This window comes from Inquilinus sp. NPDC058860, assembly GCF_042743185.1.
Lineage (GTDB): Bacteria > Pseudomonadota > Alphaproteobacteria > DSM-16000 > Inquilinaceae > Inquilinus.
The window spans coordinates 65,724-88,580 of sequence record NZ_JBHYMS010000027.1; the positions used below are offsets into that span (position 1 = coordinate 65,724).

At 69.9% G+C, this 22,857-nt stretch carries 22 protein-coding genes; 10 read left to right on the forward strand and 12 right to left on the reverse strand.

What is annotated here, in order from left to right; all coding sequences use genetic code 11:
• The first annotated feature begins 98 nt into the window (after positions 1–98).
• The gene (locus ACFW16_RS19460) at positions 99–701 is read left to right on the forward strand and encodes a CDP-alcohol phosphatidyltransferase family protein (protein WP_380307993.1); all 603 of its coding nucleotides are present in this window, start codon (positions 99–101) and stop codon (positions 699–701) included.
• On the opposite strand, the gene ACFW16_RS19465 is transcribed toward ACFW16_RS19460, so the two are convergent.
• The 5 genes from ACFW16_RS19465 to aepX form a co-directional block, all read right to left on the reverse strand.
• Positions 692–1,114, reverse strand: coding sequence for a DUF2141 domain-containing protein (locus tag ACFW16_RS19465; RefSeq protein ID WP_380307995.1), 423 nt, complete (start codon positions 1,112–1,114; stop codon positions 692–694). The genes ACFW16_RS19460 and ACFW16_RS19465 overlap by 10 nt on opposite strands.
• The gene (locus tag ACFW16_RS19470; protein WP_380307997.1) at positions 1,111–2,217 is read right to left on the reverse strand and encodes a 2-aminoethylphosphonate--pyruvate transaminase; all 1,107 of its coding nucleotides are present in this window, start codon (positions 2,215–2,217) and stop codon (positions 1,111–1,113) included. Before ACFW16_RS19470 ends, ACFW16_RS19465 begins: the two co-directional genes overlap by 4 nt.
• Positions 2,214–3,218, reverse strand: coding sequence for a lysylphosphatidylglycerol synthase domain-containing protein (locus ACFW16_RS19475; RefSeq protein WP_380307999.1), 1,005 nt, complete (start codon positions 3,216–3,218; stop codon positions 2,214–2,216). The genes ACFW16_RS19470 and ACFW16_RS19475 overlap by 4 nt, the downstream gene beginning before the upstream one ends.
• Positions 3,215–4,384 carry a phosphonopyruvate decarboxylase gene (gene aepY, locus ACFW16_RS19480; protein WP_380308001.1) on the reverse strand — a complete coding sequence of 390 codons (1,170 nt, stop codon included), beginning with the start codon at positions 4,382–4,384 and terminating at the stop codon, positions 3,215–3,217. The genes ACFW16_RS19475 and aepY overlap by 4 nt, the downstream gene beginning before the upstream one ends.
• A gap of 78 nt (positions 4,385–4,462) precedes the next feature.
• The gene (aepX, locus tag ACFW16_RS19485; protein ID WP_380308003.1) at positions 4,463–6,157 is read right to left on the reverse strand and encodes a phosphoenolpyruvate mutase; all 1,695 of its coding nucleotides are present in this window, start codon (positions 6,155–6,157) and stop codon (positions 4,463–4,465) included.
• 111 nt (positions 6,158–6,268) lie between these two features.
• Here aepX and ACFW16_RS19490 point away from each other — a divergent pair, with 111 nt between their 5' ends.
• The 4 genes from ACFW16_RS19490 (at position 6,269) to ACFW16_RS19505 (ending at position 9,656) form a co-directional block, all read left to right on the forward strand.
• Complete coding sequence (locus tag ACFW16_RS19490; protein WP_380308005.1) at positions 6,269–7,027, forward strand: NTP transferase domain-containing protein; 759 nt, start codon at positions 6,269–6,271, stop codon at positions 7,025–7,027.
• Positions 7,028–7,029: 2 nt separating this feature from the next.
• Positions 7,030–7,818, forward strand: coding sequence for a phytanoyl-CoA dioxygenase family protein (locus tag ACFW16_RS19495; protein WP_380308007.1), 789 nt, complete (start codon positions 7,030–7,032; stop codon positions 7,816–7,818).
• A 397-nt stretch (positions 7,819–8,215) separates the two neighbouring features.
• Positions 8,216–8,518, forward strand: coding sequence for a hypothetical protein (locus ACFW16_RS19500; protein WP_380308009.1), 303 nt, complete (start codon positions 8,216–8,218; stop codon positions 8,516–8,518).
• A 103-nt stretch (positions 8,519–8,621) separates the two neighbouring features.
• Positions 8,622–9,656 (forward strand): LLM class flavin-dependent oxidoreductase, encoded by a 1,035-nt coding sequence (locus tag ACFW16_RS19505; RefSeq protein ID WP_380308011.1) that lies wholly within the window; start codon positions 8,622–8,624, stop codon positions 9,654–9,656.
• A gap of 72 nt (positions 9,657–9,728) precedes the next feature.
• On the opposite strand, the gene ACFW16_RS19510 is transcribed toward ACFW16_RS19505, so the two are convergent.
• The 4 genes from ACFW16_RS19510 to ACFW16_RS19525 all read right to left on the reverse strand — a co-directional run bounded on the left by ACFW16_RS19510 (position 9,729) and on the right by ACFW16_RS19525 (position 13,397).
• The gene (locus ACFW16_RS19510; protein WP_380308013.1) at positions 9,729–10,031 is read right to left on the reverse strand and encodes a hypothetical protein; all 303 of its coding nucleotides are present in this window, start codon (positions 10,029–10,031) and stop codon (positions 9,729–9,731) included.
• Complete coding sequence (locus ACFW16_RS19515; RefSeq protein ID WP_380308015.1) at positions 10,028–10,231, reverse strand: ribbon-helix-helix domain-containing protein; 204 nt, start codon at positions 10,229–10,231, stop codon at positions 10,028–10,030. The genes ACFW16_RS19510 and ACFW16_RS19515 overlap by 4 nt, the downstream gene beginning before the upstream one ends.
• 152 nt (positions 10,232–10,383) lie before the next feature.
• Positions 10,384–11,670 carry a hydroxysqualene dehydroxylase HpnE gene (gene hpnE, locus ACFW16_RS19520; RefSeq protein WP_380308017.1) on the reverse strand — a complete coding sequence of 429 codons (1,287 nt, stop codon included), beginning with the start codon at positions 11,668–11,670 and terminating at the stop codon, positions 10,384–10,386.
• Complete coding sequence (locus ACFW16_RS19525; RefSeq protein ID WP_380308019.1) at positions 11,667–13,397, reverse strand: squalene/phytoene synthase family protein; 1,731 nt, start codon at positions 13,395–13,397, stop codon at positions 11,667–11,669. Before ACFW16_RS19525 ends, hpnE begins: the two co-directional genes overlap by 4 nt.
• 253 nt (positions 13,398–13,650) lie before the next feature.
• Here ACFW16_RS19525 and hpnA point away from each other — a divergent pair, with 253 nt between their 5' ends.
• The 4 genes from hpnA (at position 13,651) to ACFW16_RS19545 (ending at position 18,581) form a co-directional block, all read left to right on the forward strand.
• Complete coding sequence (gene hpnA / locus ACFW16_RS19530) at positions 13,651–14,646, forward strand: hopanoid-associated sugar epimerase (protein WP_380308021.1); 996 nt, start codon at positions 13,651–13,653, stop codon at positions 14,644–14,646.
• Positions 14,643–15,824 carry a glycosyltransferase gene (locus tag ACFW16_RS19535; RefSeq protein WP_380308023.1) on the forward strand — a complete coding sequence of 394 codons (1,182 nt, stop codon included), beginning with the start codon at positions 14,643–14,645 and terminating at the stop codon, positions 15,822–15,824. The genes hpnA and ACFW16_RS19535 overlap by 4 nt, the downstream gene beginning before the upstream one ends.
• Entirely contained in the window at positions 15,821–17,776 is a 1,956-nt protein-coding gene (gene shc / locus ACFW16_RS19540; protein ID WP_380308025.1) for a squalene--hopene cyclase, read from the forward strand. Before ACFW16_RS19535 ends, shc begins: the two co-directional genes overlap by 4 nt.
• A 145-nt stretch (positions 17,777–17,921) precedes the next feature.
• Positions 17,922–18,581 carry a nucleoside phosphorylase gene (locus ACFW16_RS19545; RefSeq protein WP_380308027.1) on the forward strand — a complete coding sequence of 220 codons (660 nt, stop codon included), beginning with the start codon at positions 17,922–17,924 and terminating at the stop codon, positions 18,579–18,581.
• Here ACFW16_RS19545 and hpnH read toward each other — a convergent pair.
• Complete coding sequence (hpnH, locus tag ACFW16_RS19550) at positions 18,531–19,682, reverse strand: adenosyl-hopene transferase HpnH (RefSeq protein ID WP_380308028.1); 1,152 nt, start codon at positions 19,680–19,682, stop codon at positions 18,531–18,533. The genes ACFW16_RS19545 and hpnH overlap by 51 nt on opposite strands.
• A gap of 49 nt (positions 19,683–19,731) precedes the next feature.
• Positions 19,732–20,670 (reverse strand): 4-hydroxy-3-methylbut-2-enyl diphosphate reductase, encoded by a 939-nt coding sequence (ispH, locus tag ACFW16_RS19555; RefSeq protein ID WP_380308030.1) that lies wholly within the window; start codon positions 20,668–20,670, stop codon positions 19,732–19,734.
• A 306-nt stretch (positions 20,671–20,976) separates the two neighbouring features.
• Between ispH and ACFW16_RS19560 the strand changes: the two genes are divergently transcribed.
• Positions 20,977–21,591, forward strand: a complete 615-nt coding sequence (locus ACFW16_RS19560) for an ABC transporter substrate-binding protein (RefSeq protein ID WP_380308032.1) — start codon at positions 20,977–20,979, stop codon at positions 21,589–21,591.
• 43 nt (positions 21,592–21,634) lie between these two features.
• On the opposite strand, the gene ACFW16_RS19565 is transcribed toward ACFW16_RS19560, so the two are convergent.
• Positions 21,635–22,456: a VacJ family lipoprotein gene (locus ACFW16_RS19565; protein WP_380308034.1), complete on the reverse strand. Its 822-nt coding sequence runs from the start codon at positions 22,454–22,456 to the stop codon at positions 21,635–21,637.
• Positions 22,457–22,857: the final 401 nt, after the last annotated feature.

Consider the following 22,857-nt stretch of genomic DNA (forward strand, 5'->3'; position numbering starts at 1 on the left):
CGATCGCATGGCCAGACCGTTGCCTTGCGTCCGGCTTGATGGTTTAGAAGCCTGAGAGGGGCGCCTTCGGGACGGGGCGCGGAGACAGCAGACACGGGATGAGTCACGACACCCTGATCCATCGCATCGTCCGGCCGGTCGTCCGGCGGATCGCGCCGACCGGCGTCACCCCGAACCACCTCACCACGGTGCGGCTGGTCACTGGCGTGGCGGCGGCGGTGGGCTTCGCCTGCGGCGGGGGCTGGGCCGATCTCGGCGGAATCCTGTTCCTGGTGTCGATGCTGTTCGACCGGGCCGACGGCGAACTGGCCCGCCAGACCGGGCAGACGAGCCCGGGCGGGCACCGCTACGACCTGTGCGTCGACTGCCTGTGCGACGCGATCGCCTTCATCGGCATCGGCATCGGGCTGGCCCAGGCCGGTCTCGGCTTCGCCCCGGTCCTGCTGGGCGCCGCTGCCGGCATCGGCATCGGCGTGCTGTTCTGGCAGCTCAACGTGACCAAGGTGATCGAGCTGTCGCGCTACGCCATGCGCCACCGCGGCGTGGTGGTCGACCCCGACGACGCGCTGGCCCTGGTGCCGGTCTTCGTCTGGCTGGGCCTGGCCTGGCCGATGCTGATCGCGGCGGCCGTGATCACCCCGGCGGGCGCGCTCTGGCTCGGGGTGCTGTCGCGCCGGCCGAAGCCGGCGGTTCAGAAATAGCGCAGCCGGATGGTCACCCGCGTGCCCTGGGGACTGACGGTGAAGGCGGCGTCCTTGAAATCCGGCGGGGCGAAGAAGTAGGACGGGTCGCGCGAGAAGGCGACGCCTTCCTCGGGCACGCCCAGCAGGGTCCGGTCGACCTCGTGGTTGTCGTTGACGTCCTGGTAGCCCTGCGCCGCGTAGACGCCCGGGGCGACGTTGCGGATCACCACGGTCGCCTGCGGCACCGCGGCCGGGGCCGTGCCGCTGTAGGGGCAGTCGTCCTTCAGGAACTGCGCCTGCGGGCACAGCGACATCCGGATCGTGCCTTTGGCTTCCTTGATGTTGGTGACGATGATCTCGACCGTCGCCGCCGACGCCGCGGCGGCGCCCAGGCCGAGCCAGGCGGCGGTGAGGAGCAGGGGGAATTTCATCGGCGCTTCTCCGACAACGCTTCCTCGATGGCAACGAGCAGAGCCTGGAAATCGTTGCGGCCGAGGGCGCCGATGCAGCCGATGCGGAAGCTGTCGGCCCGGGTCAGCTTGCCCGGATAGATCAGGAAGCCGCGCGCGGCCAGCGCGTCGTAGAAGCGGTCGAAGGCGAAGCGCGGATCGTCCAGCGGGTGGAAGGTGGCGATGATCGGCGCCTGCACCGCGGGATCGAGGAATAGGCGGAAGCCCAGCCGGGCCATGCCGGCCGCGAGCGTGTCGAAATTGTCCTGGTAGCGGCGCAGCCGCGCGGCGGGGCCGCCTTCGGCTTCCAAAAGGCGCAGCGCCTCGACCAGGGCCGCGACCACCTGCACCGGCGGGGTGAAGCGCCACTGGCCGTTGCCCTCGAAGCCGCGCCACTGGTCGTGCAGGTCGAGGCTGATCGACGGGCTGTTGCCCTTCGCCGCCGCGATCGCCTGCTTCTCGACCAGGGCGAAGCCGATGCCGGGCACGCCCTCCAGCCCCTTGTTGCTGGAGGCCAGCACCGCCGCGGCCGGTGTCGTGGACAGGTCGATCGGCAGCGCGCCGAAGCTGCTCATCGCATCCAGGATCAGCGGCCGGCCATGCCTGGCGACGACGTCGGCCACCGCCGCGAACGGATTGAGGATGCCCGAGGTGGTCTCGCAATGGACCAGGGCGACATGGGTTATGGCCGGGTCCGCCGCCAGCGCCTGGTCCACCCGCTCCGGCTCGACCGGCCGGTCTTCCGGCCAGCGCAGGGCCTCGACCGATCGTCCCAGGCGGGTGGCGATGGCGACCATGCGCTCGCCATAGGACCCGTTGGCCAGCACCAGCAGCTTGCCCGCCGGCGGCAGCAGCGTGGCGATCGCGGCCTCGACGATGAAGGTGCCGCTGCCCTGCAGCGGTATGGCGACGTGGCTGGCTTCGCCGCCGGCGACGGCCAGCAGCCGCTGCCGCAGCTCCGCCGTCAGGGCGATGAAGGCATGGTCGCGAGAGCCCCAGTCGCGCAGCATGGCCCGGCGGGTCTCGATCCGCGTGGTCAGCGGGCCGGGGGTCAGCAGGGCCGGCTCGTCCGCGGACCAGGTCATGACGAAGCCTCCGAGGCCGCCGCGCGGGCGCGGCGGCGGCGGGCCAGGTGGCGGCCCTCCATCACCTGCCAAGCCATCAGCCCGGGCACACCCAGCGCGATCTCGCGGATCCGGCGGATCAGCGCCATGGCCACGGCGCTGTGCGGCGGGATGCCGAGCAGCCCGCAGATGACGATGAAGCCGCCCTCCTGCACGCCCAGCGCGCCGGGCACGATCACGCCGGCGACGCGCACCGCCTGGGCCAGGCTCTCGATGATCACCGCCTCGCGCAGCCCGGCGTCGACCCCCAGCGCCTGCAGGGTCATCCAGATCTCCAGGCAGCCGAGCAGCCAGGAGACCAGGTGGTGGCCGCCCGACGTCCAGACCCGGCGGGCATGGTCGCCATACAGCGACACGATCGAATCATGCAGGCCGGAGACCTCGCCCAGCGAGTCCCAGCCGAACTTGTCGGCCAGCCGGATCAGGCCGCGCTCCAGCACCTTGAACATGCCGAAGCGCTGGGCGCCGATGAACAGCACCACCAGCACCAGCCCGACGCTGGCGCCGGCGATGATCCAGGGCGTCATCGCGCCGTCATGGGCGCCCAGCAGCAGCAGCCCGAGGCCGAAGACGGTGAACACCACCTGGCTGGCCATCTGCGTGGTCAGGTCGACGACGATGGCGGCGCCGGACCGGTTCAGCGGCACGCCGCGCATCGCCAGGAGGCGGGCGGTGATCAGCTCGCCGCCGATCTGCGCCACCGGCAGCAGCGAGTTGATCGCCTCGCGGATCCAGCGCAGCCGGATGAAGAAGCTCAGGGGCGGCACCGGCCGCTCCGGCACCAGCACGCGCCAGCCCAGCGACGAGAACAGGAACTGCGGGAAGTGCAGGGCGATGACGGCCAGGATGCCCCAGCCGGCGCCGGCCAGCGCGGCCCAGATCTCGGCCGCGCCGGTCAGCCAGACCAGCACGACCGCGACCGTCAGGCCGACGGCGATCCCGATGCAGGCGGGCCATTTCATGATGCGGAGCCGACACCCGTTGTCGCCGGGCGCAGGCCGGCGAGGAAGTCTTTGAACCGGCGGGCGACATCGGCCGGGGCGACGGTCGGCCGCCCCAGCTTCTCCATCGAACCCGGGGCGATGCGGACATGGATCAGGGCCGGCCGCGGCGCCTCGGATGCGGCGCGGAACGCGGCCTCGAACCCGTCCAGGCCGGCGCAGGAGGCGGCGAACTGGTAGCCGCAGGCCAGCGCCACCGCGGCGAAGTCGACCGAGGCGGAGACCGTGGCCTGGCCGCCGGTCGAATCATGCACGCCGTTGTCGAGCAGGATGTGGATCAGGTTGCCGGGCGCCCGGGCGCCGATGGTGGCGAAGGTGCCCAGCTTCATCAGCGCGGCGCCGTCGCCGTCCAGCACCACCACCGGCGCGGAGGTGTTCAGCGCCACGCCCAGCGCCATGCCGGAGGCGCCGCCCATCGACCCGACCTGGTAGATATGCTGCTTCCGGTCGGCCAGGGTGAACAGCTCGCGCCCGGATTTGCCGGTGGTGGCGATCACCGCGGTGCGGTCGTCGGTCAGGGCCAGGAATCGCTCCAGCACCGCGGCCCTGGTCGGGCGCGGGCCGGTCTCCGGCCAGTCGGCGCGGCGGCCGAGGTGCGGCAGGGGAATGGGCGCCGCCTGCAGATCCTCGTCCCGCACATCGCCCTTCTTCATCACGAAGGCATAGGGCAGGCCTTCGTCCATCCGCGCCAAGGCCTGGTCCAGCGCCGGGCCCAGCGCCTCCGGCGTGGCCGGGAAGGGGGCCTGCGGGATCTCCATCAGCGCCAGCAGGTTCTGGGTGATCCGGCCCATCACCTCGTGCTGCGGCTCGTCCGGCAGGCCGGGCTGGCCGCGCCAGGTGGTGACGAACAGCGTCGGGATGCGGAACGGCGCGTTCAGCGAGGTCAGCGGGTTGACCGCGTTGCCCAGGCCGGAGTTCTGGCACATCACCACGGTCTTCCGCCCGGCCAGCCAGGCGCCGGCGGCGATCGCCACCGCCTCGCCCTCGCTGGCGGCGCCGACATAGGTCAGGGCCCGGCTCGACAGAACGCCGTTGATCAGCGGGGTCAGGAAGCTGCACGGGACCCCGGTGTAGAAGTCGTGGCCGCGCGCCTTCGCCGCTGCGATGAACTCGTCTGCGGTGATCATGCCGGTTCTTCTAGAGCGCGAGCGGCCTGGAGGGAAGCGGCGCACGGACGCATGGCTGGGTCGCGCGCCGCTTCTCCGTTACGTAAAATTGCGCGCGTCGGCCAGGTCGCTCAGCGTGTCGACATCCAGCCAATGGGCGGTGAAGTACTGCACCACCACCGGGTGGCGGGCCGCCAGGCGGGTCAGCAGCAGCGGCAGGTCGGCCGTCTCCAGCAGGCCCTCGGCCTCGATCCGGTCGATCTCCTCGCGCAGCCAGACCGACCCCTGGGCGCTGAACCGGGCCAGGCCGATCCATTCGCCGCTGACCTCGCCGGCCGGGATCGACTCGGACATCGCCTTCAGATGCACCGGCGTGTCGTCCAGGTAGCTGCCGGAGTAGGGCCGGTCGGCGGCGACCAGGTCGCGCAGGGCCTTCTTCGGCTGCTTGACCGACAGGCTCATGGCGTCGACCGCCAGGACGATGTCGCCCTCGCTCGACATCAGCCCGTCCAGGATGTAGCGGCGGAACAGCACGTCGCCATAGGCCACCACCGTCTCGCCCTCCAGCGCCTTGCGCGCCTGGGCCAGGGAGAAGACCTCGCCGGTCTCGTCGTAGCGGTCGTTGTCGACCGTCTTGATGCCCGGCACCACCACCGCCTCCTTGCGGTAGCCGCGCACCACGGTGACGTCCTTCAGCCCGCTGTCGCCGAGCGTGGAGACCAGGCGCTGCAGCAGCGACTGGCCGCGCACGTCGATCATGCATTTCGGCTGGTCGCGGGTCAGCTCGTCGCCCAGGTCGCCGCGCGACGCCGCCAGCACCACGGCCTTCGGCGCCGCCTTGCCCGGCAGGTAGCGCCGCTCCGCCGCCTCCAGCTCGGCATTGCCGACCAGGGCGAAGATGTCGCGCACGCTGGCCACCCGGCCCTCGACCTCGCGCAGCGACTGGTCGTCGAAGATCTGCTTGGCCGTCTCGCGCATCGCGGTGATCGAGGACCGCAGCAGGTGGTTGGCCCAGATCACCGTCGAGATGCCGGCCTGCCGGAACAGGTCGGTCGAGGTGGCGTAGTACATCGTCGGCACGATCACCACCGGCGACCGGTTGGCCCAGCGCTCGGTGAACTCGAAGATCTCGTTCGCCGTCGACTTCTTGGAATGGATCAGCACCGCGTCGGCGCCGGCGGCGTGGTAGGCCTCGGCCCGGCGCAGCGCCTCCTCCATGCCGCGGCCGGAGATGAGCGCCTCGATCCGCGCCACCAGCACGAAGTCGTCGTCGGTCTGGCTGTCCTTGCCGGCCTTGATGCGGCCGCAGAACTCCTCGATCTCGGCCAGGGGCTGGGCCTCGCCGATGAAGGAGTTGGTCTTCGGGAACAGCTTGTCCTCGATGCAGACCCCGGCGATCCGCCGCTCGCCCAGCTTGCGCACCAGGCGGCGGACGTTGTTGAAGTTGCCGTAGCCGGTGTCGCCGTCGACCAGGATCGGCAACGTGGTCGCGTCGGCCATGTATTCCAGCACGTCCAGCACCTGGGTCCAGGACGCCTCGTTGCTGTCGCGCAGGCCCAGGCTGGCCGAGTTGGTCAGGCCCGAGGCCCAGATGCCGCGGAACCCGGCCTCCTCGACGATCTTGGCGGAGAGGCCGTTATGCGCCTCCATCAGGAAGGACAGCGTCGGGGAGAAGATCTCCTGGCGCAGCGCCGCGAACACCGTCTTCGGGCGGTCGGCCGGGGCGGAGGAGCCGGCGTCGGACGGACCCGTCAGGGCGGTGTCGTCGAGAGCCTTCATTATGTCTTCACTCATGAACCGGATGTCCGGGTTGCGGAATCTCGGCCGCCCGACTTCTTGCCGGGCCGGCAATTCGGCCTGTATCTTCCGTCGACTTCAGAAAAATGCAACCGGAGCATCACGGTCTTGTCATACTCGGATAGGCGGGCACCCACCGCGATCATCCTCGCGGCCGGGGTCGGCCGACGCCTGGGAACGGCCGCCGACGGCCCGAAGATCCTGCTCCGGTTCGGCGGGAAGTCGCTGCTGGAACGGCATATTGCCGCGCTGCACGCCAACGGCGTCGAGGACATCTCGATCACCGTCGGCCATGAGGGCGACTCGATCCGGCGCGAGATCGACCGGCTCGGACTCGGCGGCGGCATCGGCTTCGTCGAGAACCCGCGCTATCGCGAGGGCAGCCTGGTCTCGCTCTGGGTCCAGCGGGACCAGCTCGCGGCCGGCGCGCCGGTGGTGCTGATGGACGGCGACGTGCTGTACCCCGAGCCGATGATCGGCCGCCTGCTGGACGCGGCGCCGGAGAACACGCTGCTGGTCGACCGCGAGATCGAGCCGGGCGACGAGCCGGTGAAGATCTGCTTCCGCGGCGACACCATCGTCGATTTCCGCAAGAAGCCCGAGCACGCGCATGACTGGCACGGCGAATCGGTCGGCTTCTTCCGCTTCTCGCCCGACATGGCTCGTGCGCTGGGCGACCGCACCGACTGGTATGTGCGGCAGGGCATCACCACTGTTGAGTACGAGGAAGCGATCCGCGACCTGATCCTGGCGCATCCGCACCGGTTCGGCGTGGCGGACATCAGCGACCTGCCCTGGACCGAGATCGATTTCGACGTGGATGTGGCCCGCGCGCAGCGGGAGATCCTGCCGCAGCTGGAGCGTTGAGAATGCCCGATTCCCTACCCGCCGGTGCCGTCGTCGGCCCGTTGTCCGCCGAGGACCTCGCGGCCTATGCGCGCACCGGCTGGGTTGCCGCCCGCGGCTTCTTCGACGCCGCCGAGATTGCGGCGATCACGCGCTGGACCGAGGAGCTCGGCGCCATGCCCGAGGAGCCGGGCAAGCACATGGTCTATTACGAGCCGAGCCTGCTCGACCCGTCCAAGCGGGTGGTGCAGCGGATCGAGAATTTCTGCCCCTACCACGCCGAGTTCGACGGGCTGGTCCGGCACGGCCGCCTGTTCCAGGCGGTGGAGCAGCTGCTGGAAGCGCCGTCCTGCCTCTACAAGGAGAAGATCAACTTCAAGATGGCGGGCGGCGCCGGCTTCGAGCCGCACCAGGACCAGCAGGCCGGCTGGTCGCGCTACGCGCCGATCTTCCTGACCGTGATGGTCTCGGTCGACCGTGCCACGGTCGAGAATGGCTGCCTCGAGATGGCCGACATGCCGCGCCTGACCGGGCTGATCGGCGAGGAGTGGAAGCCGCTGACCGACGAGCAGATGGCCAGCTTCAAGCTGGTGCCGGTGCCGACCGAGCCGGGCGACGTGCTGTTCTTCGACAGCTACGCTCCGCACGCCTCGAAGCCGAACCTGACCGACAAGGCGCGGCGGATCCTGTACCTGACCTACAACCGCCTGGCCGATGGCGACCACCGCGAGCGCTACTTCGCCGAGAAGCGCGCCAATTTCCCGCCCGACATCGAGCGCCAGCCGGGCAAGGAGTACAAGTTCCGGGTGTGACGGGCTGCTTGCCCGCTTTTCCTTCCTGTCATTGCCGGGCTTGACCCACGGCTGTCCGGTTGAGGGTTTTCGGGGTGTGGAAGAGAGGTAGAGTTCAATTTTTATTGTCATCCTCGGGCTTGACCCGAGGATCCAGGGGCCACCCAGAGCGGCATCGACATTCCCTGGATGCCCGGGTCAAGCCCGGGCATGACAGTAAAAAATCGAGCTTCAGCCTCTGAACACCCTCTCTTGATTGTCGCTTGTCCTCAACCGGACAGCCGTGGGCTTGACCCGGCAATCCAGACAGCGTCGACATCCTCTGGATGCCCGGGTCAAGCCCGGGCATGACAATTGAGGGGGATTTGAGTTCTGAGGCGTATCCTTCGGTCGCCCGCAATTCTCCCCCGAGGCCCCGATGCTCGACCGCCTGAAGGACCAGTTCGAGGACGCGTCCTGCCGCTACGCCGAGGCCAACGGGCTGCGGCGCGATCCCGACTGGTTCCTGCTCAAGCTGCACGAGGAGCTGGGCGAGCTGACCCAGGTCTGGAACAAGCTGACCGGCCGGGGCCGGACGCATGGCCGGTCCGAGGCCGAGCTGCGGCAGGCCCTGACCGACGAGACCGCGGACATGCTCGGCCACATCCTGCTGTTCGCGCGGGCCAACGGCATCGACCTGGCCGCGGCGGTGGAGCGGAAATGGCGTTTCCGGCCGGAGTGAAAGGGCCAGCGCGCAGGACAGTCTGTTTCCAATCGGCACAGTTGACCGGCCGCGCCCGCTGGCCATCTCTGCGGTGACGTGACTTCGTGACCCAGAGATTCTCATGGCCCAGCCTCTCGAATTCGGACTCGACACCTTCGGCGACGTGACCACGGGGCCGGACGGCGCCCCGCTGCCGCACGCCCAGGTGCTGCGGAACGTGGTCGAGGAGGCGGTGCTGGCCGACCAGCTCGGCATCGGCTTCTTCGGCGTCGGCGAGCACCACCGCGCCGATTTCGCCGTCTCCGCGCCCGAGGTGCTGCTGGCGGCGATCGCCGGGCGCACGACGCAGATCCATCTCGGCTCGGCCGTGACCGTGCTCAGCTCCGACGACCCGATCCGGGTGTTCCAGCGCTTCTCGACCCTGGACGCGGCGTCGGGTGGCCGGGCCGAGGTGATCCTCGGCCGCGGCTCCTTCACCGAATCCTTCCCGCTGTTCGGCTACGAGCTCAGCGACTACGAGACGCTGTTCGAGGAGAAGCTGGACCTGTTCGCGGCGCTGCTGAAGCAGGAGCCGGTGAGCTGGCAGGGCAGCACCCGGCCGCCGCTGCGCGACCAGAGCGTCTTCCCGCCGGTCGAGGGTGCCCGCCGGCTGAAGACCTGGATCGGCGTCGGCGGCAGCCCGGAATCGGTGATCCGCGCCGCCCGCTACGACCTGCCGCTGGCGCTCGCCATCATCGGCGGCGACCCGAAGCGCTTCCGCCCCTATGTCGACCTGTACCACCGCGCCTTCGAGCAGCTGGGCCGGCCGGTGCTGCCGATCGGCGTCCATTCGCCGGGCTATGTCGCCGACACCGACGCCCAGGCGCGCGAGGAGCTGTTCGCCGACTACAAGCGGATGCGCGACAAGATCGGGGCGGAGCGCGGCTGGCCGCCGATGGGGCAGGGCGAGTTCGAGCGCGAGGCCGAGCACGGCTCGCTCTATGTCGGATCGCCCGAGACCGTGGCGCGCAAGATCGTCTCGACCGTCACTGCGCTCGGCGCCGCGCGCTTCCAGCTGAAGTACAGCGCCGGGCCGCTGCCGCACGACAAGCTGATGCGCAGCATCGAGCTCTACGGCAGCAAGGTTATGCCGCTCGTCCGCGAGATGCTGGCTTGATCTTGCCTGACGATCAGCTGGATCGACCGAGACGGACGAGTCCGATTTGAAATGCCGCTGTGCGGTCGAGCACTATCGTTTTAAGATCCAGCCGAGATAACCGGTGAATGCTGAAGTCAGCAGCGTTCTCGACCACGCTTGATCCTCAGCCGATCCCACATGCCAGAACGCGGTGTAGGCGAGATAGACACCGAGCGTAATTGCTAAGACAATGAATACGCCAAATGAAATGTATTCCTTGACCAATCGCAGGCGGCGATCGGCTGGATGTTCGACGGGTTGAACTTCTATCTTCCCGCGATACGCTGGGTCAATCGAACCACTGAGGTCTATCGGGCTTCTGCCCGATAGACCTTGCCCGCTTTGGTCGGTCACAGGCCAATAAACTCCCGCTCAAGCCGGCCCTCGGCGCTCGTAATCCCGACCTTCTTGCCTTCCTTGACGCTGTTGTGAGCGACTTCGAACAGCATGAGAGCTCTCCGGAGGATCTCGCTCTTGGACGTCTTGGTTTCTTCGGCAATCTTATCGAGACGATCGGCGATGCCTTCCGGCATGGTGATGTTGAGGCGAGTCATGCGTAATCCTCCACTCGGCGCACGCCACTGGCGTCACCGATGGGTGCTCCCGGGCCGTCACTGACGTTCCGGGGTGATCAAGGTGGCCCCGCCACCTCGAATTCGCATCCCCGATGCGAACACACCAAAAATGCGCATTCAATGCGCACTCGTCAAGTGTTCAGAGTTTTCCGCCGTTGGGATCTGGTCCGTCCCGGCGTGATAGCCCCCCGGACATGGTCGGCGGCGCGGAAGCCGGACAGGAGGCTGCCCTCGATCGTCGCCGGCAGCCCGGTGGCGGTCCAGTCGCCGGCCAGCCAGAGATTTGGGTAGGGCGTCGGGCAGCCCGGCCGCCGGGCCTCGTCCGCCGGGCTCTGCCGGATCGTCGCCCGCTTCTCCTTGATGATGCGATGGGCGGGCAGGGGGCCGGCCAGGTCCGGGAAGGCCCGCACCACATCGGCCCACAGCAGCGACGCCAGCTCCTCCGCCGGCGCGTCGACCAGGCCGCGCGCGGCGCTGACCGTGGTGCTGGCGATCCCCGGGCGGCGGAACACCCAATGCGCTGTGCCGCCGACGATGCCGGCGATGTCGTGCGGCTCTTCCTTGAACGGGATGGCGAAATGGCCGTTGACGATCGGCTCGTCGGCCTCCGGCGGGGTCAGCCCCGGCACCAGCCGGGCGGCGATCGCCGGCGGCACCGCCAGCACCACCTGGTCGTCCGGCGCCAGGGGCAGGGTGCCCTGATCCAGCTCCAGCGCGATGATGCGCCCCTCCTCGAACTCCAGCGCCTTGACCCGCATGCCGGTCCGCACCGTCACGCGGTGCCGGTGCAGGTAGTCCAGCGCCGGGTTGATGAAGGTGTCGGCCAGGTCGGTGCGGGCGATCAGCGGGATGGTCTGGGCGCCGCCCTTGGCCAGGGTCTGCTCCACCACCGCCCACAGGCCGCGGGCCGAGGCCTCGTCGGCCGGGGTGTTGAGGGCGGAAACGGCCAGCGGCTCGATCAGGCAGCGATACAGCTCGCCCGGCGGCACCACGCCGGCGACGGTGTCCTCCGGCCCGGCCTTGGACAGGCGGCGCAGCGCCAGGTAGTCGCGCGGGCGCGTGCCCGGTACCCGGCGGCCCGGGCGCAGCACCCACCAGGGCAGCCGGCCGCGGTTCGGCCGCACGGTGAATTCGCGGCCGCGCTCCAGGTCGACGAAGCGGAAGCCGGGCCGGGCGGGGGCCGCCAGCCGGTCGCCGGCGCCGATCAGGTCGAGATAGCGTCGGACGTTGCGGTTGCCGGACAGCACCAGGTGGTTGCCGTTGTCGATCACCCGGTCCAGCGCCGGCTCGTGGAAGGCACGGCAGCGGCCGCCGGGCCGGGCCGTGGCCTCGTAGACCACGGCCGGGACGCCGGTGCGGGCGAGCTCGACCGCGGCGGCGAGGCCGGCCAGCCCGCCGCCGATCACATGCGCCGTCATTTCAGCAGGACCGACAGCAGGATGCCGATCTTCTCGCCCTTCGACAGGCGCGGCCGCACCGACCGGTCGGCATAGCCGCGGGCCTGCAGCCTCTCGAAGATCCGGCGATAGCTGCGCTGCATGATCAGCGCGGCCTTCATCCGCTTCTCCGTCCCCGGCGGCATCAGCCCGGGCAGGGCGGCGTAGAGCGGCTCGATCTCCGCTGCCAGCCGGGCGCAGACCGTGGCGATGCGCGGGTCGGCGACGATGGCCGGGATCGGCGCGTCGGTCGGGATGCCGGCCTCGCGCAGCCAGCTCTCCGGCAGATAGAGGCGACCCAGCCCGGCATCCTCGTCGACGTCGCGCAGGATGTTGGTCAGCTGCAGCGCCTCGCCCTGGGCCACGGCGAAGGCCTCGCTGGCCCGGTCCGGGCAGCCGAAGATCTTGACCGCCATGACGCCGACGGTGCCGGCGACGCAGCGGGCGTAATGCGCCAGCCCGGCGCGATCGGCGATCCGCACCTCGGCGGCGGCGTCGATGGTCATGCCGTCCAGCATGCCGTCGAACTCGGCCCGCGGCAGGCCGAAGCGGCGGATCGCCCGGATCAGCTCGCGGTCCAGCGGGTCCTCGCCCCGGCCTGCGAAGATCCGGTCCAGCCGCTGCCGCCAGTCCTGCAGGCCGGCCGTCTTCTCCGCCACCGTCGCGCCGGAATCGGCGATGTCGTCGACCTGCCGGCAGAAGCCGTAGACGGCATAGATGGCGCGGCGGCCCTCGGCCGGCAGGATGCGCATGCCGGAGGCGAAGGAGGATTTGGCGCGGGCCACCGCCATCCGCACCAGGGCCGCGTCGTCGAGCTTGCTGGCGCCGAAAGCCATCACCGACAGGCCGGGGCGCAGCGCCCTGGCGAAATCCGCCTTGCTCAGCGCCACCCGGGCCAGGATCGGGTCGCCCCGGCGCAGCCGCGCCGCCAGCCTGCGGGCCAGCCACAGCATGACGCTGACCTCCGCGGCCAGGGACCGCGAGGTCAGCTGCCCGGGCAGGGTGGAGGCGGTGTCGAGCATGGCGTCGACGAGGTCGAGGCAGCGGTCGAGCACCGGCCGGCGCAGCGGGGCCTGGTCCGGCGCGAAGAAGCGGTCGATGCCGCCGGCCGCCTCGATCCAGTCGGTCGGCACGTAGATCCGGCGCAGCTTGCGCCAGTCGTCGCCGCAATCCTGCAGGTGGTTCAGGATCTGCAGCACGGTGCACAGCGCATCGCCGGCCGGGAATGTCGATTCGGCCTGGCCGTGCAGCCGCAGCAGGTAGCGACCGACCGGGTTGGCCGAATAGCGGCAATAGTCGATCAGGTCGTCCCAGCTGCGGCAGCTGCGATTCTCGGAATCGCGGCGGAAGGCGACCAGCAGGTCGCGGCAGTCGACCAGGCCGACGCCGGTGGCGGCGATCGACGCGCGGATCCCGGCGGCGGCCTCCGGCCCGGGCTGCGTCAGCCCGGCCTCCAGCGCGTCCAGCCGGGTCAGCTTCTCCGCCGTCGGCAGGTCCGGGTCGTCGCCGATGTCGTCGGCGGCGCGGGCGAAGCGGTAGAAACTCGCGACATGCGGCCGCAGCCGCTTCGGCAGCAGCCAGGACCCGACCGGAAAGTTCTCCTGGCCCGAGGTCTTCGACGCCGGCAGCTCGACGGCGTCGGCGCGGGGGGAGGGGGCGCCGGCGGGCGGGGAAGAGTCGACGATGGCTCGGTCGGCCGGCACGGTCATGATCGCCTGTCTTGTCTCGGCCAGGGCGCTCGGAAACGGGGGTTCGGCGGCGGTTCCGCCGCATGGCCCTGGACCGGGCCACCAGACCGCAGAGCCCCCTGAATTGTCAAGGCAAACGCCGATGACGAAGGGCCGCACGCAGGGGTGGTTTCCCATATTTCAGGTTGCGGTCGGCGGTCCGCTCCGACAGTGTCGCCGCCATGATGACAATGCCGCGACAGGCCTTACTCCCGGCAGATCCCCGCGGGGACGAATGAGCGAGATCGCCCTCGTCACCGGGGCCACCGGCTTCGTCGGCTCGGCCGTGGCCCGCGCGCTGCTGGCGGAAGGCCATCGGGTCAAGGCCCTGGTGCGCCCGAACAGCGACCGCCGCAACCTGGCCGGGCTGGATGCCGAGCCGGTGACCGGCGACCTCGACGACCCGGCCTCGCTGGCGCCGGCGCTGAAGGGCTGCACCGCGCTGTTCCATGTCGCGGCCGACTACCGGCTGTGGGTTCCCGCGCCGCAGGCGATGCTGCGCACCAATGTCGCGGGCACCGCGGCGATGCTGCGCGCCGCCGCCGCGGCCGGGGTCTCGCGCGCCGTCTACACCTCCAGCGTCGCGACGCTCGGCCATCACGCGGACGGGCGGCCGGCGGATGAGACCACGATCGCCACCGAAGGCCAGATGATCGGCCTCTACAAGCGCTCGAAGTTCCTGGCCGAGGACGCGGCGCGCGAGGCGGCGGCCGAGACCGGGCTGCCGGTGGTGATCGTCAACCCCTCGACCCCGATCGGGCCGCGCGACGTCAAGCCGACCCCGACCGGGCGGATCATCGTCGAAGCCGCGACCGGCCGCATCCCCGCCTTCGTCGACACCGGGCTGAACCTGGTCCATGTCGACGACGTCGCCCGGGGCCATCTCTCCGCCTTCGCCCGCGGCGTGCCGGGCGAGCGCTACATCCTGGGCGGGGAGGATTTCGCGCTCTCCGCCATCCTGGCCGAGATCGCCGGCCTGGTGGGCCGCAAGGCGCCGAAGATCCGGCTGCCGCTGGGGCCGATCTGGCCGGTGGCGCTGGCGGCCGAGACGGTGTCGCGCTTCACCGGCAGGGAGCCGATGGTGACGCGCGACGCGCTGCGCATGGCGCGCAAGACCATGTATTTCTCCTCGGACAAGGCCCGCGCGGCGCTGGACTATCGGCCGCGGCCGGCGCGCCAGGCCCTGGTCGACGCGCTCGGCTGGTTCCGCGAGAACGGCTACCTGAGATGATCGGCCTGATCCTCGCCCTCGCCAGCCTTGCGGCATGGCTCAAGCTGTGGCTGTTCCAGGGCCGGTTCTGGGAGGCCGCGACCGCGCCCGCGGCGGCGCCGCCGGCCGAATGGCCCGGCGTGGTGGTGGTGATCCCGGCGCGCAACGAGGCCGAGGGCATTGGTAGCGCGGTTGGCTCGCTGCTGCGGCAGGCCTATCCCGGCCGGCTGCTTGTGGTCGTGGTCGACGACCAGTCGACCGACGGCACCGCCGACCTCGCCCGCGCCGCCGCGGCGGAGGCAGGGGCGTCCGACCGCCTGACCGTGATCTCCGGCGCGCCGCTGCAGCCCGGCTGGGTCGGCAAGATGTGGGCGGTGTCGCAGGGCGTCGCCGCGGCCGAGCGGGCGAACCCGGAGGCGCGCTGGGTCCTGCTGACCGACGGCGACATCGTCCACCGGCCGGACAACGTGGCGCAGCTGGTGGCGCGCGGCGAGGCGGACGGGCTCGACCTGGTGTCGCTGATGGTGCGGCTGCGCTGCCTCGACTTCGCCGAGCGCTGGCTGGTGCCGCCCTTCGTCTTCTTCTTCAAGATGCTGTACCCCTTCGCCTGGGTGAACCGGGCGGACAAGACGACGGCCGGCGCGGCCGGCGGCTGCATGCTGGTGCGGCGGACGGCGCTGGCCCGGATCGGCGGCATCGCCGCCATCCGCGACGCGCTGATCGACGACTGCACCCTGGCCGCGGCCTTGAAGCGGAACGGCAGGATCCGGCTCGATCTCACCGACGAGGCGGAGAGCCTGCGAATCTACGGCGATGTCGGCGAGATCTGGCGCATGGTGGCCCGCACCGCCTATACCCAGCTGCGCTATTCGCCCTGGCTGCTGCTCGGCACCGTCGCCGGCCTGATCGTCACCTACATCGCACCGCCGGCCCTGACCATCCTGGGGGAGGGGGCGGCACGATACGTCGCCCTGGCCGCCTGGGCGATCATGAGCGCCACCTACGTGCCGATGCTGCGCTTCTACCGGCGCTCGCCGCTGTGGGCGCCCTTCCTGCCGCTTGCCGCGGTGGTGTATCTCGGCGCCACCATCGATTCGGCGCGGCGCCACCGGGCCGGTGTCGGCGGGGCCTGGAAGGGCCGCGTCTACGACCAGCCCGGCGCCTCCCTGTCCCGTCAGCCGTCAGATCCGTCCCGATGAACATCGATAGCCCTTCCTTCCAGACCGACGACCTCGCCGGCCCCACCCGCGCCAGCCTCGACGACGCGATCGGCCGCGGCGTCGGCGGGCTGCTCGGCCTGCAGCGCGAGGACGGCCACTGGGCCTTCATCCTCGAGGCCGACGCCACCATCCCGGCCGAATACATCCTGCTGAAGCACTTCCTCGGCGTGGTCGACCGGGAGAAGGAAGCGAAGCTCGCCGACTACATCCGCAGCATCCAGTCGGACAGGCATGACGGCTGGCCGCTGTGGCATGACGGCCCGTTCAACATCAGCGCCAGCGTGAAGGCCTATTTCGCGCTGAAGGCGGCAGGCGACGACCCGGACGCGCCGCACATGGCCCGCGCCCGCGCCGCCATCCTGGCCGCCGGAGGCGCCGCCCGCTCCAACGTCTTCACCCGCATCCTCTTGGCGCTGTTCGAGCAGGTGCCGTGGCGCGCCGTGCCGGTGATGCCAGTGCAGATCATGGTGCTGCCCTCCTGGTTCCCGTTCCACCTGAACAAGGTGTCGTACTGGAGCCGCACGGTGATCGCGCCGCTCCTGGTGATCATGGCGAAGAAGCCGCGGCCGGCGAACCCCGGGGCGCTGTCGATCCAGGAGCTGATGGTCGAGCCGCCGGAGCAGGTGAAGAACTGGCATGTCCATGTCGACGGCACCTTCTGGGGCCGGTTCTTCCGTCGGCTGGACGGGGTGCTGCGGCCGATCGAGCCGTTCTTCCCGCGCCGGCAGAAGTCGATCGACAAGGCGGTGGCGTTCGTCACCGAGCGGCTGAACGGCGAGGACGGCCTCGGCGCGATCTACCCGGCCATGGCCAACTCCGTGATGATGTTCAAATGCCTCGGCTACCCGGACGACCATCCGGACCTGCAGATCGCCTGGGCCTCGGTGGAGAAGCTGGTCGACACGGTCGACGGCGTCACCTATGCCCAGCCCTGCCTGTCGCCGGTCTGGGACACGGCGCTGACCGCGCACGCGCTGCTGGAGTCGAACGATCCCGAGGCGGTTGCACAGGCCAAGCGGGGGCTCGATTGGCTGGTGCCGCGCCAGGTGCTGGACGTGAAGGGCGACTGGGCCGAGCGCCGGCCGGATGTCCGTCCCGGCGGCTGGGCTTTCCAGTACAACAACGCCCATTACCCGGACCTGGACGACACCGCGGTCGTGGTCATGGCGATGCACCGGGCCGATCCGGAGCGCTATCGCGAGGCGATCGACCGCGGCGTCGAATGGCTGCTGGGGCTGCAGAGCAGGAACGGCGGCTGGGCGGCCTTCGAGGTCGACAACACCTACCACTACCTGAACCACATCCCCTTCGCCGACCACGGCGCGCTTCTGGACCCGCCGACCTCCGACGTCACGGCGCGCTGCCTCAGCATGCTGGGCCAGCTCGGCCGTCGCATCGACGACCCGGCGGTGGCCCGCGGCGTCGCGTTCCTGCGCCGGGAGCAGGAGGCCGACGGCTCCTGGTTCGGGCGCTGGGGCACCAACTACATCTACGGCACCTGGTCGGTGCTGTGCGCCCTCAACGCCATCGGCATGGACCCGCAGGACCCGATCATCCGCCGCGCCGTCGACTGGCTCGCGGCGCAGCAGCGCGAGGATGGCGGCTGGGGCGAATCCGGCGACAGCTACTACGAGGGCAAGCCGGAGATGACTCCGGCCACCTCGACCGCGTCGCAGACCGCCTGGGCCGTTCTAGGGCTGATGGCGGTGGGCGAGGCCCAGCATCCGGCGGTCGAGCGCGGCGTCGCCTGGCTCTCGGCGCATCAGCGCGCGGACGGGCTGTGGGACGAGCCGAGCTTCACCGCGGTCGGCTTCCCGCGGGTGTTCTACCTGCGCTACCACGGCTACCCGGCCTTCTTCCCGACCTGGGCCCTCTCCCGCTATCGCCGCCTGCGCGACAGCAACAGCGGCCGGGTCGAGGTCGGGATGTGAGAGGGCGCGGCTCTTCTCGCGTAGGTTGGGTTCGCATGAGCGAACCCAACATCGGTTCGGCGCCATCGCGGGCACGCCTGTTGGGTTCGCCGCCGGCGAACCCAACCTACGAATTCACTGCTCTTCATTGCGTCGGGCGATCGCCGTGCTCGGCATCCTGACCGGACTGGCGAAGGAGGCGGAGATCGCGCGGCGGGTCTCGCCGCTGGTCGCCTGCTCGGCCAGCGATCCGGTGCGGGCCGAGCGGCTGGCCCGCGATCTGGCCGGGCAGGGCGCCACCGCGCTGCTCAGCTTCGGCATCGCCGGCGGGCTGGCGCCGGATCTCGCGACCGGGGATCTGGTGATCGGCACCGGCGTGGCGACAGGCGCGGCGGCCTACGCCTGTGACCCGGACCTGGCGGCCCGGCTCGCGGCCGTCCTGCCCGGCGCCCTGAGGGGGGATGTCTGGGGCGGCGACGTCATCGTCGACACGGCCGGGGCCAAGGCCCGGCTGCATCGCGACAGCGGCGCCGTCATCGTCGATCTGGAAAGCGCCGCTGTGGCCGCCGCGGCGACGGAAGCGGGGCTGCCTTTCGGCGTGCTGCGCGCCGTGGCCGACCCGGCGGCGCACGGCCTGCCGCCGGCGGCGCTGGTCGGCCTCGATGCGGAGGGACGCCCGGCGATCGGGCCGGTGCTGCGGGCCCTGGCCCGCAGCCCTGGTCAGCTGCCGGCGCTGATCCGCCTGGGGCGGCAGAGCAGCGCGGCGATGGCGGCGCTACTTGCCGCCGCCGGCGCCCTTGGCCGCGACCTTCGGGGCGTGGCGTAGCTTCTCCAGCGCCTTCTGGACGTGGGAGGAGAACACGAACTCGGCCGGCCGCTGCCGGTCGAGCGAGATCTCCGGCGCCATCGGCCCTTCGGTGCGGATGCCGCGCATGCCGACGATGAAGGCCTTCAGCGGGTTGCGGAACATGTCCTTCACCGCGCTGGCCTCATAGCCCGAATGCACCATGCAGTTGGCGCATTTCTCGTAGTTGCCGGTGCCGTACTTGTCCCAGTCCGTCTCCTCCATCAGCTCCTTGTAGGTCTGGGCATAGCCCTCGCCGAGGAGGTAGCAGGGCCGCTGCCAGCCGAAATAGGTGCGGGTCGGGTTGCCCCAGGGCGTGCAGTGGTACGTCTGGTTGCCGGCCAGGAAGTCGAGGAACATGGTCGACTGGCTGAACGACCAGCGCTTGCCGTTGTCGCCGCGCTTGAAGATGTCGCGGAACAGCTGCTTGGTGGTCTGGCGGTTCAGGAAGTGCTGCTGGTCCGGCGCCCGCTCATAGGCGTAGCCGGGCGACACGGTGATGGCGTCGACGCCCATCGCCTTGACGTCGTCGAAGAAGTTGGCGACGCGCTCCGGCACGGCGTTGTTGAACAGGGTGCAGTTGATGTTGACGCGGAAGCCGCGGGCCTTGGCGGCCTTGATCGCCTTGACCGCGCGGTCATAGACGCCGTCCTGGCACACCGACCGGTCATGGTCCTCCTGGTCGCCGTCCAGATGGACCGACCAGATCAGGAACGGGCTCGGCTTGTACTGGTCGAGCTTCTTCTCCATCAGCAGCGCGTTGGTGCACAGGTAGACGTATTTCTTGCGGTCGATGATGCCCTGCACCACCTCCGCCATCTCCTTGTGCAGCAGCGGCTCGCCGCCGGCGATCGAGACCACCGGCACGCCCGAATCGTCCACCGCCTGCAGGCAGTCGGCCACCGACAGGCGCTGGTTCAGGATCTCGTCAGGGTAGTCGATCTTGCCGCAGCCGGCGCAGGCCAGGTTGCAGCGGAACAGCGGCTCCAGCATCAGAACCATCGGGTACCGCTTGGTACCCATCAGATGGTTCTTCAGAAGGTAAGCGCCGATACGGATCTGCTGTTGAAGCGGGATACCCATGGGGACCTTCGCAAAGCTGTCGGCCGAAACCCGGGCCAAGCGACACTGCCTACTCGGCAGGCACCGGTGCGGTCAATTGGGATGGCAGGCGGAAACGGATATTCTCATCGACGCCCTGCAGCGTCGAGACCTCGACCTCGCCATAACGTCGCAGGGTCTCGACCAGCTCCTGCACCAGGCTGTCGGGGGCGGAGGCGCCGGCGGTGATGCCCACCGCCTGCTTGCCCGCCAGCCAGGCCGGGTCCAGCGCCGAGGCGTCGTCGATCAGGTAGCTCGGCACGCCGAGCTCGGCCCCGATCTCGCGCAGGCGGTTCGAGTTCGAGCTGTTGCGGGCGCCGACCACCAGCAGCACGTCGGCCACCTGCGCCAGCTCCCGCACCGCGCGCTGGCGGTTCTGGGTGGCGTAGCAGATGTCCTTGGTGTCCGGGCCGACGATCGCCGGGAACTTCGCCGTCAGCGCGTCGATCACCGCCTTGGTGTCGTCGACGCTGAGCGTGGTCTGGGTGATGTAGGACACCCGCTCCGGGTCCGGCACCTCGAGCGTCGCGACCTCCTCGACCGTCGAGATCAGGGTGACGCCGCCCGGGATCTGGCCGGTGGTGCCCTCGACCTCGGCATGGCCGGCATGGCCGATCAGGATGACGGTGCGGTCCTGGGCGGCGTATCTGCGGCCCTCGATATGCACCTTCGACACCAAGGGGCAGGTCGCGTCGATCACCTGCAGCCCGCGCTGCTCGGCGTCGACCTCGACCGAGCGGGAGACGCCATGCGCGCTGAAGATCGTGATGCTGCCGGGCGGCACCTCGTCCAGCTCGTCGACGAATTTGGCGCCCTTCGCCCGCAGGCTCTCGACCACGTGCCGGTTGTGCACGATCTCGTGCCGGACGTAGACGGGCGGACCGAAGATCTCCAACGCCCGCTCGACAATTTCGATCGCCCGCTCGACGCCGGCGCAAAAGCCTCGCGGCTGGGCCAAGATGATCCGCATTCCGCACCTGTGTTCCGGCTGAGCGCTGGAGTTCGCCAGAGTGAATCGCTCTCAATTGGACCATACAACGCGCCAACTTTGCGTGTCACTAAGGTGACTACGCGCGGCGCGTGCAATGAGTCGCGATCGATATTTATCAAATTGACCGCATCGGCCGATGTGCTGGCCGTCACAGCCGAATTCCGCGGCGGCGGCGTTCGGAACTTCTCGGCAAAGGGGCGGGTTGAAGCCATCATGGGGCGACTGCGCCGCGCCGCGAGCCCGGATGACGGCGGCCCCCAACGTTCCGAATCGGAAGAGACAATCATGCGCTCGCCTGTCCTCAGACGCCTCGCCCTGGCCATCGCGCTGCTGTTGCCGCTGCCCTTCGCCGCGCCGGCGGCCAGCGCCGCCGAGCCGCGCCAGGTGATCGACACCCTCGACAACGCCCTCCTCGATGTCATGAAGAACGCCGACTCGCTGGGCTTCCGCGGGCGGTACCAGAAGCTCGAGCCGGTGCTGGATCAGACCTTCAACCTGCCGCTGATGGCGCGAATCGCGGTCGGACCGGACTGGTCGACCCTGAACGCGACCCAGCAGCAGAAGGTGACCGACGCCTTCCGCCGCTTCAGCATCACCACCTATGCCGCCCGCTTCGACGGCTACAGCGGCGAGAGCTTCCAGAGCGAGGCCGCCAAGCCGGTCAGCGGCGGCGACCAGGTGGTCAACACCAGGCTGGTGCGGCCCAACGCGGATCCGGTGCCGCTGAACTACCGGCTGCGCGGGCCGAACTGGCAGATCATCGACGTGTATCTCAACGGCACGATCAGCCAGCTCGCCAACTACCGGTCCGAATTCGGCGCGACCCTGCGCAGCGGCGGCGGCGACGCGCTGATCAAGCTGATCGAAGGCAAGATCGCCGAGCTGACGCCGAAGCGGTAGGCCGGCGATCGGGGCGGGAGCATCGCTCCCGCCCGCTGCTCTTTCAGGGAATGTCCGGCAGTTGCGACGCCGGGATGTCTCCGGTGCCGCCGGTCGCGGCCGGAGCGGCCGCCCCACCGGTGGCGCCTGCCGCAGCTGGATCGGTGTAGATGTCGCCGCCGCCCGACGGGGCCTGGCCGCCGTCGAGCTCCGCCTGCCGATACTGCCGGAACACGCTGCGCAGCGTGGCGTAGTAGTCGATCGAGTTGCGCTCCAGCTCGTCGGACGCATCGACCGTGCGTGACCGCACGTCGACGCCACGGAACACGAACATGCCGACGCTGGCTTCGGTCGGGATGTCGACGATGTAGCCCCACGGGCTGCTGACCGTGTCGACCGCGAAGCCCACCGTGTCGCGCGGGTTGGAGGGGCCGAGCAGGGGCAGCATCAGGTACGGACCGTCGCCGATGCCCCATTTGTACAGCGTGGCGCCGAAATCGCCGGCCTGCTGCCGGACCACGCCGCGCGGCGTGGCCACATCGAAGAAGCCGCCGATGCCGAAGGTCGAGTTCGCCATGAAGCGCAGCAGCGTCTTGATGGCCGCGATCGGCTCGCCCTGCAGCACCTTGTTCAGGAAGACCACCGGCTCGCCGAAATTCTGCAGCGCGTTGTGCAGACCGTCGCGAGCGAATTCCGGCACCGTGTCGCGATAGGCGATCGCGACCGGACGGATGGCGTTCTTGTCGATCGCCTGGTTGAAGTCGAAGATCGCCCGGTTCATCGGCTCGAGCGGATCGTTGATCCGGTCGAATTCCGCCCGCTGGGCCGGATCGGTCGGCGGCGTGGCGCAGCCGCTCAGCGCGGTTGCGGCGAGAAGCGCGGCCATGCCGAGGGCGAGAGGGCGAAAGGATCCACGTGAGCGCAACGGCATGTCCGGTCCGATCTCGTAAGCAAATCCGAAAGTCGGTGATCTTGGTTCGCCGGAGACCGGCGGCTTGGCACGTTCCGGCCGAGGGGCGGATCGACCCGATCCCGCAGCGGAAAAGAAAGTTACAATACGAACAATATCCTGCGGCCTGCGCGGCAACAACCACCTGACGAAAAACTTTGTTCCCCTTCCGTCGGACCGCATCGAGCCGGGCGCCGGAACCCGGGCGCCGATCGGGGCCGCGACGGCCGCGGCGGGGCGAGACTAGGGCCAATCGACATTCAGCCTTCCCAGAGCTGAATGGTGCTGAATCAATACGTTCCGGATTTGCTGATTCGGAGCGAAGGGATGGGGGTGAA

Excerpts from the sequence above, each read along its gene's own strand:
- ACFW16_RS19460 (WP_380307993.1), top strand. The coding sequence starts at position 99 with ATGAGTCACGACACCCTGATCCATCGCATCGTCCGGCCGGTCGTCCGG.
- ACFW16_RS19465 (WP_380307995.1), bottom strand. The coding sequence starts at position 1,114 with ATGAAATTCCCCCTGCTCCTCACCGCCGCCTGGCTCGGCCTGGGCGCC.
- ACFW16_RS19470 (WP_380307997.1), bottom strand. The coding sequence starts at position 2,217 with ATGACCTGGTCCGCGGACGAGCCGGCCCTGCTGACCCCCGGCCCGCTG.
- ACFW16_RS19475 (WP_380307999.1), bottom strand. The coding sequence starts at position 3,218 with ATGAAATGGCCCGCCTGCATCGGGATCGCCGTCGGCCTGACGGTCGCG.
- aepY (WP_380308001.1), bottom strand. The coding sequence starts at position 4,384 with ATGATCACCGCAGACGAGTTCATCGCAGCGGCGAAGGCGCGCGGCCAC.
- aepX (WP_380308003.1), bottom strand. The coding sequence starts at position 6,157 with ATGAGTGAAGACATAATGAAGGCTCTCGACGACACCGCCCTGACGGGT.
- ACFW16_RS19495 (WP_380308007.1), top strand. The coding sequence starts at position 7,030 with ATGCCCGATTCCCTACCCGCCGGTGCCGTCGTCGGCCCGTTGTCCGCC.
- ACFW16_RS19500 (WP_380308009.1), top strand. The coding sequence starts at position 8,216 with ATGCTCGACCGCCTGAAGGACCAGTTCGAGGACGCGTCCTGCCGCTAC.
- ACFW16_RS19505 (WP_380308011.1), top strand. The coding sequence starts at position 8,622 with ATGGCCCAGCCTCTCGAATTCGGACTCGACACCTTCGGCGACGTGACC.
- ACFW16_RS19515 (WP_380308015.1), bottom strand. The coding sequence starts at position 10,231 with ATGACTCGCCTCAACATCACCATGCCGGAAGGCATCGCCGATCGTCTC.
- hpnE (WP_380308017.1), bottom strand. The coding sequence starts at position 11,670 with ATGACGGCGCATGTGATCGGCGGCGGGCTGGCCGGCCTCGCCGCCGCG.
- ACFW16_RS19525 (WP_380308019.1), bottom strand. The coding sequence starts at position 13,397 with ATGACCGTGCCGGCCGACCGAGCCATCGTCGACTCTTCCCCGCCCGCC.
- hpnA (WP_380308021.1), top strand. The coding sequence starts at position 13,651 with ATGAGCGAGATCGCCCTCGTCACCGGGGCCACCGGCTTCGTCGGCTCG.
- ACFW16_RS19535 (WP_380308023.1), top strand. The coding sequence starts at position 14,643 with ATGATCGGCCTGATCCTCGCCCTCGCCAGCCTTGCGGCATGGCTCAAG.
- shc (WP_380308025.1), top strand. The coding sequence starts at position 15,821 with ATGAACATCGATAGCCCTTCCTTCCAGACCGACGACCTCGCCGGCCCC.
- hpnH (WP_380308028.1), bottom strand. The coding sequence starts at position 19,682 with ATGGGTATCCCGCTTCAACAGCAGATCCGTATCGGCGCTTACCTTCTG.
- ispH (WP_380308030.1), bottom strand. The coding sequence starts at position 20,670 with ATGCGGATCATCTTGGCCCAGCCGCGAGGCTTTTGCGCCGGCGTCGAG.
- ACFW16_RS19560 (WP_380308032.1), top strand. The coding sequence starts at position 20,977 with ATGCGCTCGCCTGTCCTCAGACGCCTCGCCCTGGCCATCGCGCTGCTG.
- ACFW16_RS19565 (WP_380308034.1), bottom strand. The coding sequence starts at position 22,456 with ATGGCCGCGCTTCTCGCCGCAACCGCGCTGAGCGGCTGCGCCACGCCG.